17 protein-coding genes are annotated in these 17,096 nt (G+C 34.5%); 9 read left to right on the top strand and 8 right to left on the bottom strand.

From position 1 onward, the window contains the following. The first annotated feature begins 1 nt into the window (after window position 1). The 7 genes from FA045_RS06735 to FA045_RS06705 all read left to right on the top strand — a co-directional run bounded on the left by FA045_RS06735 (window position 2) and on the right by FA045_RS06705 (window position 5,994). Window positions 2-1,375: an NADH-quinone oxidoreductase subunit N gene (locus FA045_RS06735; protein ID WP_136875784.1), complete on the top strand. Its 1,374-nt coding sequence runs from the start codon at window positions 2-4 to the stop codon at window positions 1,373-1,375. 46 nt (window positions 1,376-1,421) lie between these two features. Further along, window positions 1,422-2,099 carry a DedA family protein gene (locus tag FA045_RS06730; RefSeq protein WP_136875782.1) on the top strand — a complete coding sequence of 226 codons (678 nt, stop codon included), beginning with the start codon at window positions 1,422-1,424 and terminating at the stop codon, window positions 2,097-2,099. Continuing rightward, window positions 2,092-2,637, top strand: coding sequence for an inorganic diphosphatase (locus tag FA045_RS06725; RefSeq protein ID WP_136875780.1), 546 nt, complete (start codon window positions 2,092-2,094; stop codon window positions 2,635-2,637). Before FA045_RS06730 ends, FA045_RS06725 begins: the two co-directional genes overlap by 8 nt. A 106-nt stretch (window positions 2,638-2,743) precedes the next feature. Beyond that, the gene (locus tag FA045_RS06720; protein WP_225871301.1) at window positions 2,744-4,057 is read left to right on the top strand and encodes a hemolysin family protein; all 1,314 of its coding nucleotides are present in this window, start codon (window positions 2,744-2,746) and stop codon (window positions 4,055-4,057) included. An 11-nt stretch (window positions 4,058-4,068) separates the two neighbouring features. Beyond that, window positions 4,069-4,770 carry a 16S rRNA (uracil(1498)-N(3))-methyltransferase gene (locus FA045_RS06715; RefSeq protein WP_136875776.1) on the top strand — a complete coding sequence of 234 codons (702 nt, stop codon included), beginning with the start codon at window positions 4,069-4,071 and terminating at the stop codon, window positions 4,768-4,770. A 101-nt stretch (window positions 4,771-4,871) separates the two neighbouring features. Further along, entirely contained in the window at window positions 4,872-5,495 is a 624-nt protein-coding gene (locus FA045_RS06710) for a DUF4159 domain-containing protein (protein ID WP_225871295.1), read from the top strand. A 1-nt stretch (window position 5,496) separates the two neighbouring features. Beyond that, window positions 5,497-5,994, top strand: coding sequence for an acetyl-CoA carboxylase biotin carboxyl carrier protein subunit (locus FA045_RS06705; protein WP_136875772.1), 498 nt, complete (start codon window positions 5,497-5,499; stop codon window positions 5,992-5,994). A gap of 54 nt (window positions 5,995-6,048) precedes the next feature. Here the strand turns inward: FA045_RS06705 and FA045_RS06700 are convergent, their stop codons facing one another. Next, window positions 6,049-7,626 (bottom strand): SUMF1/EgtB/PvdO family nonheme iron enzyme, encoded by a 1,578-nt coding sequence (locus FA045_RS06700; protein WP_136875770.1) that lies wholly within the window; start codon window positions 7,624-7,626, stop codon window positions 6,049-6,051. Window positions 7,627-7,963: 337 nt separating this feature from the next. Here FA045_RS06700 and porV point away from each other — a divergent pair, with 337 nt between their 5' ends. Beyond that, entirely contained in the window at window positions 7,964-9,160 is a 1,197-nt protein-coding gene (gene porV / locus FA045_RS06695; protein WP_136875768.1) for a type IX secretion system outer membrane channel protein PorV, read from the top strand. Next, window positions 9,150-9,635, top strand: a complete 486-nt coding sequence (gene ispF, locus FA045_RS06690) for a 2-C-methyl-D-erythritol 2,4-cyclodiphosphate synthase (RefSeq protein ID WP_136875766.1) — start codon at window positions 9,150-9,152, stop codon at window positions 9,633-9,635. The genes porV and ispF overlap by 11 nt, the downstream gene beginning before the upstream one ends. A gap of 216 nt (window positions 9,636-9,851) precedes the next feature. Here the strand turns inward: ispF and FA045_RS06685 are convergent, their stop codons facing one another. The 7 genes from FA045_RS06685 to FA045_RS06655 form a co-directional block, all read right to left on the bottom strand. Next, window positions 9,852-10,718, bottom strand: a complete 867-nt coding sequence (locus FA045_RS06685; protein WP_136875764.1) for a pirin family protein — start codon at window positions 10,716-10,718, stop codon at window positions 9,852-9,854. A gap of 75 nt (window positions 10,719-10,793) precedes the next feature. Continuing rightward, complete coding sequence (locus tag FA045_RS06680) at window positions 10,794-11,324, bottom strand: YceI family protein (RefSeq protein ID WP_136875762.1); 531 nt, start codon at window positions 11,322-11,324, stop codon at window positions 10,794-10,796. Between the two features lie 96 nt (window positions 11,325-11,420). Further along, the gene (locus FA045_RS06675; RefSeq protein ID WP_169305027.1) at window positions 11,421-13,565 is read right to left on the bottom strand and encodes an outer membrane beta-barrel family protein; all 2,145 of its coding nucleotides are present in this window, start codon (window positions 13,563-13,565) and stop codon (window positions 11,421-11,423) included. Window positions 13,566-13,664: 99 nt separating this feature from the next. Next, window positions 13,665-14,726, bottom strand: coding sequence for a helix-turn-helix domain-containing protein (locus FA045_RS06670; protein ID WP_169305026.1), 1,062 nt, complete (start codon window positions 14,724-14,726; stop codon window positions 13,665-13,667). 156 nt (window positions 14,727-14,882) lie between these two features. Further along, window positions 14,883-15,470, bottom strand: coding sequence for a Crp/Fnr family transcriptional regulator (locus FA045_RS06665; protein WP_136875756.1), 588 nt, complete (start codon window positions 15,468-15,470; stop codon window positions 14,883-14,885). Window positions 15,471-15,476: 6 nt separating this feature from the next. Next, complete coding sequence (locus tag FA045_RS06660) at window positions 15,477-15,638, bottom strand: FeoB-associated Cys-rich membrane protein (RefSeq protein ID WP_136875754.1); 162 nt, start codon at window positions 15,636-15,638, stop codon at window positions 15,477-15,479. 228 nt (window positions 15,639-15,866) lie between these two features. Further along, window positions 15,867-17,060, bottom strand: a complete 1,194-nt coding sequence (locus FA045_RS06655) for an ATP-grasp domain-containing protein (protein ID WP_136875752.1) — start codon at window positions 17,058-17,060, stop codon at window positions 15,867-15,869. Between the last annotated feature and the right edge of the window lie 36 nt (window positions 17,061-17,096).

Raw genomic sequence — 17,096 nt, 5'->3', positions numbered from 1 at the left:
CATGAATATTATAATAACCATAGTTATAGCAGCTTTTTTAGTGCTTTATGCAGGTTTGTTCAAGGCTAAAAAAGCTTTGTTACCCCTAACTTTAGTAGGTTTATTAGTTGCTTTGGGTTTTGCAGTTGCTTCTTGGAATAATTCAACGATTTATTTTGGGATGATGAAAATGGACAATTTCGCATTGGCTTTTTCAGCAATATCAATTGTTGGTACGTTTTTCATATTTCTGCTTACACAAAAATATTTTGCCGAAGGAAGTGAGAACATTGCAGAATACTTTACTTTAATATTGTTCGCATTAAGCGGGATAGTGATCATGGTATCTTACCAAAATCTTTCGATGTTGTTCATCGGTTTAGAGATCATGTCGGTAAGTTTATACATCTTGGCAGGTATTCGTAAACTCAATTTCGCCTCAAATGAAGCCTCCTTAAAATACTTTTTAATGGGAGCATTTTCAACCGGATTTTTATTATTTGGTATTACTTTAATATACGGAGCAACGGGGTCATTTGACATCGATGTAATTCAGCAATATTTGGTTAATAATGTAAAAGCAGTATCACCATTATTTTATCCCGGTATCATTTTAATTATGATCGGTTTATGTTTTAAAGTTGGTGCTGCCCCTTTTCATTTCTGGACACCAGATGTTTATGAGGGCTCACCTTCATTGATAACGGCTTTTATGTCAACAGTTGTTAAAACTGCTGGTTTTGCCGCGTTTTTAAGACTATTTGCAGGAGCATTCGAACCATTGCATGATTTTTGGACACCCGCATTAATGGTAATTGTAATCATTACACTTTGTGTAGGTAACATTACAGCTTTATACCAGAAAAACTTTAAAAGAATGTTAGCCTATTCAAGTATTTCTCATGCAGGATACATGTTATTTTCGCTAGTAGTCTTAACAGCAAATTCGGCAAGTAATGTACTAGTTTATGCAGCAGCTTACACATTTGCGAGTATCATCGCATTTGCGGTATTGATATTGGTAAAACAAAAAACTGGTAGTGATAGCATAGATAGTTTTAATGGTTTAGGAAAGAGAAATCCATTGGCAGCATTTGCGCTTACAGTTGCGATGTTATCCTTAGCTGGTATTCCTTTAACTGCAGGTTTTATTGGTAAATACGTGATGTTTTTAAATGTGATGGAAAACTATCAAGTTGCTTTGGTTACCATTGCAATATTAAATGCATTGATTGGTTTTTATTACTATTTTAAAGTAATCATCGCCGTTTGGTTTAAAGAAGGTCATGATGTTCAATTAGATGTGCCACTTCAATATAAAATTGTTTTAGTGGTTTCGGTAATAGTTACCTTATTTTTAGGGGTTTATCCAAATCTTATTTTAAATTTGATATAAACTAACGATATAGATTATTATTTGTAGTTTTACGAATAATTGAACTATGCAAGAATTCTGGAATTCATTACAGCATTTTATTGACCCCGAAAAATTACTTAAAGAGGGTGGTTTTTATGTTGTATTGTTTGTGATTTTTGCCGAAACTGGCTTGTTTTTCGGTTTCTTTTTGCCAGGAGATTATCTTTTATTTTTAGCAGGTATGTTTGTGGCTACAGGCAAACTAGATGTCAATATTTATGTTTTGATACTAGGCTTAGTAATAGCTGCTATTTCAGGGAATTTTACTGGATATTGGTTTGGTCATAAAACAGGGCCGATGTTATACAAAAGAAAAGATACTTTCTTTTTTAAAAAGAAATACTTATTGGCAGCAGAGCGATATTATAGAAAGCAGGGCGCTTTTGCGCTAATAATGGGCAGGTTTGTTCCGATAGTGAGAACTTTTGCTCCGATATTTGCAGGAGTGGTAAAATTAGATTTTAAAAAATTTGCATTTTATAACATTACAGGTGCAATAATTTGGATAGCATCATTAACTTTGCTCGGCTATTTTTTGGGTAAAAGTTTTGCTCAACAAATTGAAGAATATTTGGTTTATATTATATTAGGTTTTATCCTTATCACCACAATTCCTTTAATCATCACATTTGTGAAGAAGAAAGTGAAAAGAAACGATGATGAGGAAGACCTTGATTTTGAAGAAGAAGAAAAAAATGATTAAAGACGTTCACCACCCGTGGCACAGTGTATCCCCAGGCGAAAATTTGCCTGAAATAGTAAATGCAATAATAGAAATCCCAAAAGGTTCTAAGGCAAAATACGAAATAGACAAAGATTCTAATTTAATAAAGTTAGATCGTGTTTTATTTTCATCAGTAATGTACCCCGCTAACTATGGTTTTATTCCGCAAACTTATTGTGATGATAATGATCCATTAGATATTTTGGTATTATGTTCTGTAGATGTTTATCCGATGACCATTATAGAAGCCAAAGTTATTGGTGTAATGCACATGGTTGATAATGGCGAGCAAGATGATAAAATTATCGCGGTTGCAAAAAATGATATGTCGGTTAATTACATTAACGATTTACATGAATTGCCTCCTCATACTATGAAGGAAATTGTAAAATTCTTTCAAGATTACAAAGCTTTAGAAGAAAAGCAGGTTACAATTGAACACCTGTTAGGTGTTCGCTATGCGCATAAAGTAATACAAGAAAGCATAGAGCTTTACGATAAGAAATTTAGAGTTTAAAATGATTTACGATTCCATTTGCTCGTTGGTATTAACCTCATTTGCTGGTTATTTACCAACACCCATTTTAGCCTTAGCAACTCCAACAGATGGTGAACCTAGTTCTATTGGATGGAGATTGATATTCTCATTGTTTTTGGTTTTCTTAAATGGATTTTTTGTTGCCGCCGAATTTGCTATTGTAAAAGTTCGTGCATCTCAAATAGAGATTAAAGCCAAAACTGGAAGTAGAGTTGGTAAAATGGCAAAAAATATTCTTCATCACTTAGATGGATATTTAGCTGCAACACAACTCGGAATTACCCTAGCCTCTCTTGGTTTAGGTGTTGTTGGAGAGACTGTAATGCATGAAATTATTCATGATTCATTAGCGAACTTTGGAGTTTCCGAAGCATTAATCACAACCATTTCTACTGCCATTGCTTTTTCTGTAATTACAGTAATGCATATTGTTTTTGGGGAGTTGGCTCCAAAATCGTTGGCTATTCAGCGTCCGGTTGCTACTACTCTATTTGTAGCTATCCCACTTCAGTTGTTTTACATCATTTTTAGACCGTTTATTTGGGCTTTAAACGGTTTGGCTACTATAATTCTAAAACCTTTTGGTATCAATGCAGCTGCTGGTCATGAGTCATTACACAGTAACGAGGAATTGCAATACTTGCTAGATCAAGGAAAAGAAAGCGGTGCTTTAGAAGATAATGAACACGAATTGATTAAAAACGTATTCGATTTTAATGAGCGTGTAGTAAAAAACATCATGGTGCCGCGTACTAAAATTTCGGGTATTGAATTAGATACACCAATTCATGAAGTAATCACTAGGATTATCTCCGAAGGTTATTCTCGTATGCCAGTTTACGACGATGTGATTGATAAAATAATAGGTGTGGTACATGCCAAGGATGTATTGCCTCTGTTGGCAGAAAAGAAAGATTGGGCATTAGCAGATATTATCCGTAAACCTTATTTTGTTCCCGAAACTAAAAAAATCAATGACCTGTTAAGTGAGTTACAGCAAAAAAGAATCCAGATTGCAATTGTAATTGATGAGTTTGGTGGAACTGCAGGTATGGTAACCTTAGAAGATATAGTTGAAGAAATTGTTGGTGAAATTCAAGACGAATATGATGAGGAAAAACCAACAGTTGAGAAAATTTCTGACACCGAGTTTGTGATTAATGCTTACGCAACTGTATATGATGTAAATGAGCATTTGCCACATGATTTGCCGGAAGACGAAGATTTTGATACCGTTGGTGGTTTAGTATCTCATGCTTTCGGTAAAATACCTGAAGTTGGCGATAGCGAAGAGTGTTACGGTTACCTATTTACGATATTAAAGAAAACAGAACAAAACATTGAAACTATAAAACTGGAGTTGGTTATCAACAAAAGTGATATGGTTGATGTGCATTAATTTTAGTAAGAATGCATGTTTTTTACACACCCGATATTGCTTCAGATCTTTATACTTTAAACGAGGAAGAAAGCAGGCATTGTAGTAAAGTGCTTCGTTTAATCAAAGGTGATATTATTCATTTAATTGATGGCAAGGGTGGCTTTTATAAAGCAGAAATCACAGAAGTTGGTAAAAAAAATGTTCAGCTTCAAGTTTTAGAAACTCAGCTGGAATATGGGAAGCGTAATCATCATTTACATATTGCAATAGCTCCCACAAAAAATATCGATCGTTTAGAGTGGTTTTTAGAGAAAGCAACTGAAATTGGTATTGACGAAATAACACCAATTATCTGTGATAGATCTGAGCGCAAGATAGTGAAGGAAGATAGATTAGAAAAAGTAATTACTTCCGCAGTAAAACAATCTTTAACAGCTTATCATCCTAAACTTAATCCAACAATTACCTATCAAAACTTTATTAAACAAAACCTACAAGGCAATAAAATGATTGCTCATTGTATGGAGGGAGATAAGGTTCCTATTAGTAAAAATGCAGCAACCCAGCAATCGTATACTATATTAATTGGCCCAGAGGGAGATTTTAGTCCCGAAGAACTTCATATCGCTTTGCAAAATGGTTACAAACCTGTAACTTTAGGTAATACGAGGTTAAGAACAGAAACGGCAGCATTAGCGGCTTGTTTTGAGGTTAATTATATCAATAGATGAGGCTGATTTACAATAATTTTAGATTTACGATTTACGATTTGCTGTCAGGCATAACAAGGTCGTTCTTTCGTAGGCGTACTTTAGTCTTTGGTCTTTTTGCTTTGGTCTTTTTTGCAAGTTTTACACCTCCAACTTATAAAATAGGCAAATTGAAATACAGTGGTGGTGGCGATTGGTATGGAAATAGAACAGCCTTGCCTAATTTAATTGATTTTTGTAATAAAAATCTTTCTACCAATTTCGCTCCAGACGAAGGTATTGTAGAAGTTGGAAGTGCACAACTTTTTACTTTTCCTTTTGTTTACATGACTGGCCATGGTAATGTGGTGTTTAGTGAGCAAGAAGCGTCAAATATGCGCAAGTATTTAATTGGTGGTGGCTTTTTGCATATTGATGATAATTATGGGTTAGATAAATTCATCAGACCACAGATGAAGAAAGTATTTCCCGAGTTAAGTTTTGTAGAATTGCCTGCTAACCACAAAATCTATAACCAGAAATTTAAGTTTCCATTGGGTTTGCCTAAAGTGCATGAGCACGATGGTAAACGACCTCAAGGGTTTGCCTTGATTTATAAAGGAAGGGTGGTTTGCTATTACACGTTTGAAAGCGATTTAGGCAACGGATGGGAAGATTTTGGGACTTATCCGTCTGATACGCAAGAAAGTAGAAACAAAGCGCTTAAAATGGGTGCTAATTTAGTTCAATACGCATTAACACAATAACATGTATCAGATCAAAGTAAACGATAAATACGATTTTAAGATCAGTTCCGATCTGAAACCTACAGTTGATGGTGAAGCTATAGACATTGATGTTGCAAAATTAAGCGGTAATAAAATTAATATTTTATACAATCATCATTCTTATAATGTAGAGGTTGTAGAACTCAATCAATTAGAAAAAAATGCAGTAGTAAAAGTGAATGGTAATGTTTATTCACTAACCATTAAAGATCAATTTGATCAGCTTTTAGCGCAATTGGGAATGGATAATTTAGCTGCTAGTAAAGTTTTGCAGGTTAAAGCTCCTATGCCAGGCCTAGTTTTAAATGTTTTGGTTAAAGAAGGTGATGAAGTTAAAAAAGGAGATAGCCTTTTGGTATTAGAAGCCATGAAAATGGAAAACATGATTAAATCACCTACAGATGGCACGGTAAAGAAAATAGAAATTAAGCAAGGAGACAAGGTTGAAAAGAATCAAGTTTTGATTAGCTTCAGTTAAAAACAGAAAAGGAGGCAATTGCCTCCTTTTCTGTTTTAATATCGTTATGGTAAACTATTTCATTTTAAATTGAGCTTTACCAGCAGATCTAATTTCTGACGAGCCTAACATGGTCATCGCACACCTAAAACCGATATCAGCAGTAGATTCATCTTCTTGTATATGTCTTCTGGTTGCAGGATTTAGCCATTGTGCTTGGTCATCCCAAGAGCCACCTTTATATACTCTCGATTTATCATTAACTAAAGTTGTAACGCCATATAAGCTTGTTTGCTCATCGCGGTAACCACGTTGATCAGGATTATAAGGAACTGCACTATTACCAGCAGCTTTATAGGCCTGAAGCTCTTCCCAAGTTTGTTTCTTACCAGAGTTTGCTTTAATCATTTCTGGTTTTCCAAATTTATCTTTTTTCAATTGTCCAGTTGCAGGGTCTCTATCTTTATTTTGGTATTGATTTCCTCTAAATGGATTTAGTGCGTCAGCTTGTTCGTAAGTTGCTGCACGATATACATCTGCAGTCCACTCATTAACATTACCTGCCATGTTGTATAAACCAAAATCATTTGGTGCGTAAGATTTTACATCTTGCGTAAAGGCAGCCTTATCATTTAGTGAACCGCCTACACCCATGTAATCGCCTTTGGCTCTTTTAAAGTTTGCCATAATTAAACCTCTAGTGCTTTTTTTAGCTGATGTAATGCCTAAGCCACTCCAAGGATATATTTTTTTATCGTTTACATTTTCGTATTGGGTATTTCCAATTAATGACATTGCTGCATATTCCCATTCTGCTTCTGTAGGAAGCCTAAAAGGTTGTAAAATTACACCATCTTCTAAACGAACATTTCTGGTTGGACCAGTTGCTCTTCTGCCAGTAGTAGCGCCAGCTGCACCTGCTGCTGCAGGGTTTAAATCTTGCTTGGCCTTAGGTCCTTTGTCGTCGATCTGACCATTTAAGTAAACTTCGGTATTAAAGGGCTGTGCAGGTCTTGCAACAGGAGTTTGAGCTGCATTTTTGCCTTTAGCAACCCCATTTATAGCTGCAAAACTATTCATGTAACCCGCATCTCTTAACAACTTTTCGTTTACCATATCTGTTCTCCAAGCACAATATCTTTCAGCTTGCAAAGCAGATACGCCAACAACAGGATAATCTTTATAAGCAGGGTGTCTTAAGTAGTTATTAACGTAAGGTTCGTTAAAAGATAATGGTCTTCTCCAAACCAATGTATCAGGTAACTCTTCGTAATAATATTGCGCATCATTTGGATAGTTTCTTTTAATCCAGTTTAAATATTCTAACCAGTTGGTATTAGAAACCTCTGTTTCATCCATATAAAATGAACTCACTGTTACTTCTCTTTTGTAATTGAGGTTGCTCATATCCTGACCAGGAATATCAATAGCACTACCGCCCATAATAAATTGACCGCCTTCTATTTCAATTAGGCCATATTCATTAGTTTCATTACTGCGTTTATACTTGCTTGCAACCTCAAAGCCACCATTCTCTCTTTTGTTGTAAGCATAGCCGGTTTTTGTTGATACATCAGTTTTTTTCTTATTACAAGCCGTAAAAGATGATCCAGCTAATAGTATTATTAAAGAATATAAGTATGTTTTTTTCATAAAATGTGCCTAGTAACACTTAACCGTTAAAAATACGTAAAAAAAGCACTTGCAACCAAAAAAAATGATTTTAAATTTTTTTGCCTTATTTTTTAATGATTGGTGATGTTTTAGGTTTGAAAAGTGAGCTGTTTAAAGTGATGAAACGTATTAGTTGTTAAAATATTGCAAATGCAATATAAATTATATTTAAAATGATTGTTGCTGATAGTAAGTGGTTTACATATTTTATGAGTTGGTTTTTCTTAAATTCTCAGGTTTAGTAGGTAGCAAATGTTTACTTTGAAAATAGCTAACACTATGTTAACTTGCATACTTATTATTGTATATTTAACTGATGATTTTTAAGTACTTTGGTGTAGCCACCTTTAGTGTATTTTCTGTTGCCATTCTATGCAGTAAGAATTTGCAGGCACAAGTTGTGCAACCAGGTACGCAAACCAATGGGAGTCAAGCTAACAATATCAGAACTGCGGTTCCATTTTTACTGATTACTCCAGATGCAAGAGCAGCTAGTATGGGCGATGCTGGTGTAGCAGTTCAACCAGACGCAAATTCGATGAGTATTAATCCGGCAAAATTAGCTTTTTTGGAAATGCCATATGGTTTTGCAGCATCTTATAGCCCATGGTTAAAAAACTTAGTGCCAGATATCAACTTAGCTTATTTAAGTGGGTTTTATAAATTAAATGGTCAAAGTAATTTAGGTGCATCACTGCGTTATTTTTCATTGGGGCAAATACAACTAACAGATATCAATAAAAATGATTTAGGAATTTATAGTCCAAATGAATTTGCTTTTGATTTAACTTATGCTAAGCGATTTGGTAACGAACTTTCTTTAGCCACAACAGGCAGATTTATCTATAGCAACCTAACTTCTGGTCAGTTTTCTGCTGGTCAGCAAACCACGGCTGGTAAAGCATTTGCAGTAGATGTATCTGCATTTTACAAAAGACAAACTGTTTTATTTAACAAAGATGCTATCGTTTCTGCTGGAGCAAATTTTTCTAATATCGGCACCAAGATTAGCTATGTTGAAGGTGCTCCAAAACAATTTTTACCAACTAATATGAAGATTGGTGCGGCATCTACTTTTATTGTGGATGATTATAATCAATTTACTTTTGCTTTAGATTTTAATAAATTGATGGTGCCAACCGAGCCAATTAGGGATGGTAATGGAGATATTATAGCTGGTAAAGATCCAAATAGATCTATTCCAGCTGGTATTTTTGGATCGTTTACTGATGCACCTGGCGGATTAAGTGAAGAATTAAAGGAAGTTAGCATTGCAGCGGGAGCAGAATATTGGTACAATCAGCAATTTGCTTTACGTGCTGGTTATTTTTACGAATCGCCCCAAAAAGGAGATAGAAGATATATGACAGTTGGTGCAGGGTTAAAGTATAATATTTTTAATATTGATTTTGCTTATTTATTGGCAAATCCTCAAAAAAGTCCGTTGGCAAATACATTAAGATTTAGCTTAATATTTAACTTTGGCAGTAATATAGTAACTAATGAAAATTAAAGTAGGTTTTGGTTTTGATGTTCACCAATTAAAAGATAATCATCCGTTTTATGTTGGTGGAGTAAATTTAGAACATCATAAAGGTGCTTTCGGACATTCGGATGCAGATGTTTTATTACACGCCATTTGCGATGCATTATTAGGTGCTGCAAATTTAAGAGATATTGGTTTTCATTTTAAAAATACTGACCCGCAGTGGAAAGGAATTAGCAGTATCGTTTTACTAAAAGAAACCGTTAAATTGATTAAACAAAAAGGTTTTGAAGTTGGCAATATTGATGCAATGTTATGTTTAGAAGCACCAAAAATTAATCCGCATATACCACAAATGCAACAAAATATTGCTGCTGCAATTGGCATAGATGCTGATGATATTTCGATTAAAGCCACAACAAATGAAACAATGGGGTTTATTGGAAGAGAAGAAGGTGTGGTAGCTTATGCGGTTTGTTTAATTGAAAAAGTTACTTTGTAGATTAGCGTACAGCAACTTTTAATAGGACTACTTACCGAAGTTAAATAAACGGGATGGCAACGGAAATCCTTTTAGTGGTCCCCTTTAGGGGATTTAGGGGTAAAAGATTGGAGTGTACAGCCCGATTGCCTTTACCAAATGCTACCAATTTGCTTTTCAAAAAAAAATCGACTACAAATTAATGTAGCCGACTTTCAAAAAAATGGATGATTGTTGTTATTCTAAATAGCCAAATTTCCCTTCGTTGTAATCTGCTAATGCTTCTTTAATTTCTTGTTGCGTATTCATTAAAAACGGCCCATAAGAAACAATGGGTTCATTTATTGGTTCGCCACTTAAAATAAGAATCACACTATCTTCTAAAGCTTCGATTTCAATAATTTCACCTTCATTTTTAAAGTGAATAAATTGGTCAGTTTTTGCAGTTTCAGCACCATTTACTTTTACACTTCCTTCTATAATTACGAAGCCAGTATTAAAACTTTCTGGAAAACTGAAATTTACTTTTGCTCCATTATTTAAGCGGGCATTGTACATTTCTATTGGCGTAAATGTAGAAACACTGCCTTTAACATTTTTATAATTACCAGCAATAACTTCTATCAATCCTGTATGGTTAGGTAACTCAAACTTTTGCAGCTCATTGCGTTTCACACCTTGATATTTTGGGCTGCTCATTTTGTCCTTAGCAGGAAGATTGATCCAAAGTTGTACCATTTGAAACAATCCACCCTTTTTGCTAAAGTTTTCCTCGTGATATTCTTTATGTAAAATGCCTTTTGCAGCCGTCATCCACTGTACATCTCCCGGATAAATGATCCCACTATTGCCTGCGCTATCGTGATGAGCAACAGCACCATGGTAGGCAATGGTAACGGTTTCAAAGCCACGATGTGGATGAACACCAACGCCACGAGGTTCATTACGAGCAGAAAACTCAATTTTCGCATTGTAATCAAGCATATAAAATGGACTCATGTTCAATTTGTATCCGCTAGGGAAAAAATTGTGAACTCTAAATCCATCGCCAACCATGTGTGGTGCTGGTGGATTTAATATTGCTGATACTTGTTTGGTTTGCATAAATATGAGATTTGAGACATGAGATTTGAGAACTGCTTAGGAACTGAAAACTAAAAACTGCGAACTGAAAACCGATTATGCTTGTTTGATAAATTGCAATTCGCCTAAAATTTTAACTTCTTCGCTCACCATTACACCACCAGTTTCTAATGCAGCGTTCCAAGTTAAGCCAAAATCTGTACGGTTAATTTTTCCACTTAAGGTAAAGCCAGCTTTTGTTTGTCCCCAAGGATCGGTAGCAATACCACCAAATTCTGCGGTTAATTTTACTTGTTTAGTTTCACCTTTAATGGTTAAATTACCATTTACGCTATAGTCATCTCCATCTTTTTCTACTGAGGTAGATTTAAATTCTACGTGAGGAAACTTTTCAGCATCAAAAAAATCAGCTGCCTTTAAGTGGTTATCACGATCAGTATTACCAGTATCTAAAGAAGTAATATCTCCTTTAAAAGAAATATCTGCATCAGCAAATTCATCACCTTCTGAAGTTAAATCGGCCGAAAAAGATTTTAAACTGCCAGTTACTGTAGTAATCATTAAGTGTTTTACTTTAAATTGTAATTCGCTGTGCGTTGGGTCTAATGCCCATTTAGTAGTTGCCATAGTATTTTAATTTTGTGATTGTTTAAATTTAATATCACAAAGGTAGGGCAGTCCGTTTGGTTACGCATTGATGTATGGTAAGTAATTCATTAATTGTTAATTGCGTTGTTTAATTCTTAATTGCTCATCTGTTTTAGTTTTTTCTTTGGCAGATTTGATTTTTCCATTTCCAAAGTTGTAGTTAACTGATACATATGCACCACTACTTTCCCATTTGCGCAAGCTGGTTTGGTTTACATTACCTAAAAGGATGTTTTGTTGCCAGCGTTGCGTATTAAAAATATCGCGGTAGGCAAAAGAAAGGCTTAGTTTGTTCTCTAAAAGTTGTTTTCTTAAGGAAAAATCAACGCTCGAGATTGGTTTTGTAGCATAAATTGAACTTCTGCTGGCATAATTAAACCAAGAGCTTAAACTTGCTTTTAGGGTTTTACTTAAATTAAAATTATTGCTGATGAAGGCATTAAAACCAAAATCGCCGTTATTAATTTGGGTTAAACCGCTGTATTTAGATAAATCTGCTTTATAAAATTGGTAGTAAGGTTCTGCTGTGTAGTAAATATTCCAAAACTTAGTTAATGTGGCTGGCGAGCTGATGCTAATATTGATAAAACTTCTGATGCCTGCATTTACTGGCAACGTTAAAGTTTGATCGTTTAACTGTGTGCTAATGGTTTCAATTAAATCTGTTGTTTTGTTGTAGTTTAATTTGATTTGAGTTTGCCCATTAAAAGTATAATCTAAAGTTAGGCTTTGTGTAAATTGAGGTAATAAGGATGGATTACCTTCACTAGCGTAATAAAAATCTGTACGGTATTGATATGGATTTTGATCCTGAAACGATGGTCTGGTAATGCGTCTGTTGTATGCAAAGCCGATAGATTGTTTCTGGTTAAACGCATAACGTAAAAATGTACTTGGAAATAAATTAAGGTAAGTAGTGTCAGGTAATTTTTCTTGCGTTAACGCTGCAACAGATGCGCTACTCATTGCAGTAATTTCTGCCCTTAAGCCAGTTTGAAAGCTCCATTTTCCGAAAGTTTTGCTTAAACTTAAATAGCTTGCATAGGTATTTTCATTATAACTAAAATCATTAAACTGACTTAAAGCAACACCTTGGCTGTTATTCTGCAGAGCGTTTAAGATGTTTTTAGTTTTGCTGGCAGAAAATTTAGCACCTGTTTCTACATTGATGTTTTTGAAAATTAAATTTAAATCCGCTTTAATAGATGATAAGCCTATTTGAGTATTGGTAGCATTGCTAAAGTTGGTGCCATTAGCACTGTTTTTAAATTTATTTACTACGCTGTTATTTAGGTTAGATGTATAATTTAGTTGATCTGCGTCTACAGTTAAAGTGGTTTTGTTTTTGCTTGTGTATTGGTAGTTTAAATTAAACGCAAGGCGATTTTCTGTTAAATTGGCTGTTGTATTGGTGCTTAAAACATCTGCAGTAGCATTGCTATTAATTAATGTAGTTGCTGATGAAGGAAAATCGTCCCAAATTCTTTGAAAATTAAATAAAGCACCAATTTTATGTTGCTCGTTAATGCTATATTCTGCACCAGTTCTTACACCTGGGTTACTGTAACCTTGTTTTTCAATTCCGTTTTGCGCAAAAGTGGTGTTTGGTATAATTCTATTGCTGGCTACCGTTGTGTTTTGTAGGCTGTTATCAAAGTTGGCATTTAGATAGGTTAGTAGTTTTCCATCCCTATAATTTAAGTTTATTGCACTATTTTGTCGGTAATTTTTCATTTGCTGGTAACCTACAGTCGCACTGCCGCTTGCTCCTTTTTGGTCAGATTTTTTTAGAACAATGTTGATAATGCCTGCATTTCCGGCAGCATCATATTTAGCCGAAGGATTTGTAATAATTTCTAACGATTTTATGTTTGCAGCGTTGGTGCTTTTTAACAACGAAACAAGTTGTTCATTATTTAAGGTCTGCATCCTACCATCAACTAAAACTTGAATACCTGTTTTACCACTTATTTTTACATTGTCTTGCCCGTCAACAGTTACCCCAGGTGCTTGTCTTAAAAGTTCTAAAGCGTTTAGTCCAACAGCACTAGTCATTTGACCTACATTCATTACCACCTTGTCGGTTTTTACAGTGATTTGTGGTTGACTAGTACTTACTACAACTTGATTAAGTGTTGTGGTTTTTAAAGTGTCTTTAACTTGTGCTTTAATAGTTAAGCTTACAATAGATAGCGTTAAGAGAAGGGATAATTTTTTCATGTTGTTTAATTTTGATACGAAGTACTGCGTATCAGCAACATGCATCGCTTCACATTATAATTTGAACCAACAAAAGAGGTCTCAAATTATAATGTGAGGCTAATTAGTGTTATTTAGGTACTCTTTTGGGTTTTTATTGGTAAATTTTTTGAAAGCTCTATTAAAAGTAGCTTTAGAATTAAAGCCAGCATCAAAGGCAATGGCCAATAAAGTTTGATTTTTAAATTGAGGTAAAGTTAATCTTTTAATTACCGCATTAACACGATATTGGTTGATGTAATCGTTAAAATTTAGGGCAAATTGTTGGTTAACAGCTTTGCTCAATATCACTGCATTCGTGTTTAGTTTTTTTGCAACTTCTGCCAACGTTAAATCAGAGCGCTCGAACAATAACTCATTTTCCATTAAAGCTGCCAATTCATTTTTTATGGAGACCAGTTTTGCATCCTGAGTTAGTTCTTGATTTGAAGCCAATGGCAAATCATCTGCTTCTTCATATACTTCTAATAACTGAGGCTCAAACTTTACTTTATATAATGATGAACTACTCACATGGTAAGCCTTTATAGCGATGTAATAAACTACAATAGCAAAGGCTAGATAATAATTCCAAGGTCCAAAATATCTCAGTTTTTCAAAAAACTCAAAATTGCCCATAATCGCATTAATTACTGGCATAATGCTGAGCAAACCGAAGGCATATAAAAATGTTTGTAACCATTTTAAACTTGCTTGATCTGCAAATGAGGTTGTAATTGCAGTAAACCTTTTGTACTGCTTATAATGTTTTATAGCTAAAAATAAATAAATAAGAACGCTGGCTATAGAAAGATAAGTGTACCATGTTGCAAAGTCTGGATCTTCGCTTTCATTGGTAAGTGTATAAGTCTCAAAAAAGAATAAATCTAATAGGCTAAAAAATGAATTAACAGTTAAATATAGCAACGCTGGTACTAAGTGCAGCCAGTTTACACCTTTAATTCTAAAGTCGCTATTAAAAATTGCTTTAACATAAAGGTATAGGAGCGGACCAATTGCCAAACTATGTACTAAAGGTGTAAAGAACAAAATATCGCGGTAGGGTTGATTATCATACCAGCCTGCAAATCCAACCATAAATGGTATAATAAGCAACGCGGCTACAATTAAAAAACTGCCCATCAATTTATCTGCATAGTTGTCTTGCTTAAAGCCGCGACTAAAAAACAATAAACTGTAAACCAGTATATGAACAAAGAAAATTAGAGGTAGACAACTATAAAAGTTGAATTGAAAAAGCATTAACGAATTTAATAAAATTGTTAGATAATAAACTGATTACCTAAAATGTTTCTTTGCTAAATCTTTTCTAACTCTGCTTAAAGATTCGGGAGTGATGCCTAAATAAGAAGCAATCATCCATTGCGGCACACGTAAAGTTAAGTTTGGGTAAAGTTTAATGAAATCTAAATATCTTTCTTCGGCGGTGGCCGATAACAGCATATTTAACCTTTTTTGCATAAAGCGGATGGAATTATGCAGCATTAAAATATTAAGCTCTAAAATTTCTGGAACGATGTTTTTGATAGCGGGAAAAAAGTCTTTTTTTACCACAACTACTTCGCTATCTTCAATGGCATCTATGTAAAATACGGCTGGCTCATTAAATACAGATGTGTCTCTATCAGATAACATCCAATCTTCTGGAGCAAATTGAATGATGTGTTCTTTGCCTTTTTCATCGATAGAAAAATACCTTAACAAACCACTGTTTACAAAGTAAGCTTCAGATTTTAAATCGCCTGCACTTAATAAAACTTGGCCTTTTTTAATCGTTTTTGTTTTTAAACAGCTAACGGCTTCAGCGGCTTGTTCTTCAGTAATAGCTAATCTTTTTTTGAGGTATGCGACAAATTTATCGAACATTGGTGCTTATTTTTTCAAATTGGGGATGTTATCGAAATTTGCGGCGCATTTGCCGCAACCTGTTCCACATCCATCACCTTTTGTCGAAACTGATCTATAAATCAATCTACCGACATAAAATAATGCTGCGATAAAAATGACGATCACTAAAATGAATTGGATATCCATACTGCAAAATTACGATTTATTGAATAGGAGGGTTCAGATTAGTGTAAAAATATCCTCACCCTAACAAAGTTTGTAGTAAAATCAAAATTAGTGCAATCCTCCGCCGCGGCGGAAGGGAAACAAACAATTGTACTTTAAACCCAGTTTATTTGCATTCTGCAAAACCACTTCCATTAAATCCCTTCCGCCGTGGCGGAGGACAATATAATTGTTGCCAAAGCAATAACGTCAATAGGGAGAGGACATCAACCCAACCGTACCGCCAACCCAATCAAAATCTGCATTATAACGTACGCCAATCATTTTACCACGACTTAACCTGCCTAAATTAATGCAAAGTTGTGGTTCGCCTCCTTCTGCCCATAAATACATCATTCTTATTTCTGCTTTTACGCCAGCGTCTAATGCTTGAATTACAGGTTCGTAAGTAACTTTGCGTTGCAAAATCCAATTTTCGGGATCATTAATAGAATTGATATCCGTTTCAGTAACATCTATAATTACCCCCATGCCAGCAAAGCTGAATAAAGGTTTTAAAACGTAGTTTTCTAAATCTGTAGGTATACTTTCAATGGTGTTTAAAAAACGAGTTTCAGGTACAAATTCACTCTCTAAAAATGGCATCGTGTATTTACTGATGCGGTAAAACCAGTTAGGGTGTGTAATCCATTCTATGTCTATTTCTTCTCTAGGGTCGAAACTATTTTTGAAAATTTCAGTATTTTCTCCAATTTCATCAAAAATCAATCGGTTATAAATACGCTTTAACTTTATATTTTCGCCGTTTTCGTTATAAAACAATGATTTGCCCTCTTTTGATATATCTTCTAGTGCCAAAATTTTAATACCCAAGAGTTTAGCAGTAACAAAAAAATCGATGGCCGTTTTTTGGTTTGGCGCATCAATATCCATTAAAGCAACTTCATGAGGTTGATGTTCGCCAACAATAACTTCTCTTAACAACTCAATATAAGTTTGCTCATTTAAACCATTAAAATAAGGGCTTAAATTCTCTTCTAAATCAAATTCTTCTTTATAAGTTTTAGTTAAGTGCGTTTGAAATCCGTATAACGATGGGAAACCCTGCATTTCGATTAACATAGGTGTTACTTCGCCATTTTTATCTTTACACAAACCATAATCGAACGTTAAAAAATGCGGATGAGCAGTTTCATTTGGCACATTCCATTCTTTTGGAATAGCTTTCTGCGTCAATTCTTTAAAATTATCTTGTTTAATTAGCGAAATAATTTCTTCGCCTGCAGCAATCAGTTTGGCTTTTAATGCGTCTGTAATAAAAATTGGAGTCTCCGCCACTCTAAAAGGTATAGTTTGATAACCATCCTCTAATTTTTTGAGGAATTGAGCATACTTTTCTGGAGTAAAATTGGCGTTAAAGTCTTTACGGTATTTTTCAATCATGGTAGATGAGTTAAAAATAATATTAACCACATAGGC

Origin of the sequence: Pedobacter cryotolerans (assembly GCF_005116475.1) — a bacterium.
Taxonomy (GTDB): domain Bacteria; phylum Bacteroidota; class Bacteroidia; order Sphingobacteriales; family Sphingobacteriaceae; genus Pedobacter; species Pedobacter cryotolerans.
The sequence above is the reverse complement of the archived record's forward strand: the minus strand, read 5'-3'. Positions and strand labels throughout refer to the sequence as shown.

Coding starts and splice junctions, on each gene's coding strand:
- FA045_RS06735 (WP_136875784.1), top strand. CDS start 2: ATGAATATTATAATAACCATAGTTATAGCAGCTTTTTTAGTGCTTTAT.
- FA045_RS06730 (WP_136875782.1), top strand. CDS start 1,422: ATGCAAGAATTCTGGAATTCATTACAGCATTTTATTGACCCCGAAAAA.
- FA045_RS06725 (WP_136875780.1), top strand. CDS start 2,092: ATGATTAAAGACGTTCACCACCCGTGGCACAGTGTATCCCCAGGCGAA.
- FA045_RS06715 (WP_136875776.1), top strand. CDS start 4,069: ATGCATGTTTTTTACACACCCGATATTGCTTCAGATCTTTATACTTTA.
- FA045_RS06705 (WP_136875772.1), top strand. CDS start 5,497: ATGTATCAGATCAAAGTAAACGATAAATACGATTTTAAGATCAGTTCC.
- FA045_RS06700 (WP_136875770.1), bottom strand. CDS start 7,626: ATGAAAAAAACATACTTATATTCTTTAATAATACTATTAGCTGGATCA.
- porV (WP_136875768.1), top strand. CDS start 7,964: ATGATTTTTAAGTACTTTGGTGTAGCCACCTTTAGTGTATTTTCTGTT.
- ispF (WP_136875766.1), top strand. CDS start 9,150: ATGAAAATTAAAGTAGGTTTTGGTTTTGATGTTCACCAATTAAAAGAT.
- FA045_RS06685 (WP_136875764.1), bottom strand. CDS start 10,718: ATGCAAACCAAACAAGTATCAGCAATATTAAATCCACCAGCACCACAC.
- FA045_RS06680 (WP_136875762.1), bottom strand. CDS start 11,324: ATGGCAACTACTAAATGGGCATTAGACCCAACGCACAGCGAATTACAA.
- FA045_RS06675 (WP_169305027.1), bottom strand. CDS start 13,565: ATGAAAAAATTATCCCTTCTCTTAACGCTATCTATTGTAAGCTTAACT.
- FA045_RS06670 (WP_169305026.1), bottom strand. CDS start 14,726: ATGGGCAGTTTTTTAATTGTAGCCGCGTTGCTTATTATACCATTTATG.
- FA045_RS06665 (WP_136875756.1), bottom strand. CDS start 15,470: ATGTTCGATAAATTTGTCGCATACCTCAAAAAAAGATTAGCTATTACT.
- FA045_RS06660 (WP_136875754.1), bottom strand. CDS start 15,638: ATGGATATCCAATTCATTTTAGTGATCGTCATTTTTATCGCAGCATTA.
- FA045_RS06655 (WP_136875752.1), bottom strand. CDS start 17,060: ATGATTGAAAAATACCGTAAAGACTTTAACGCCAATTTTACTCCAGAA.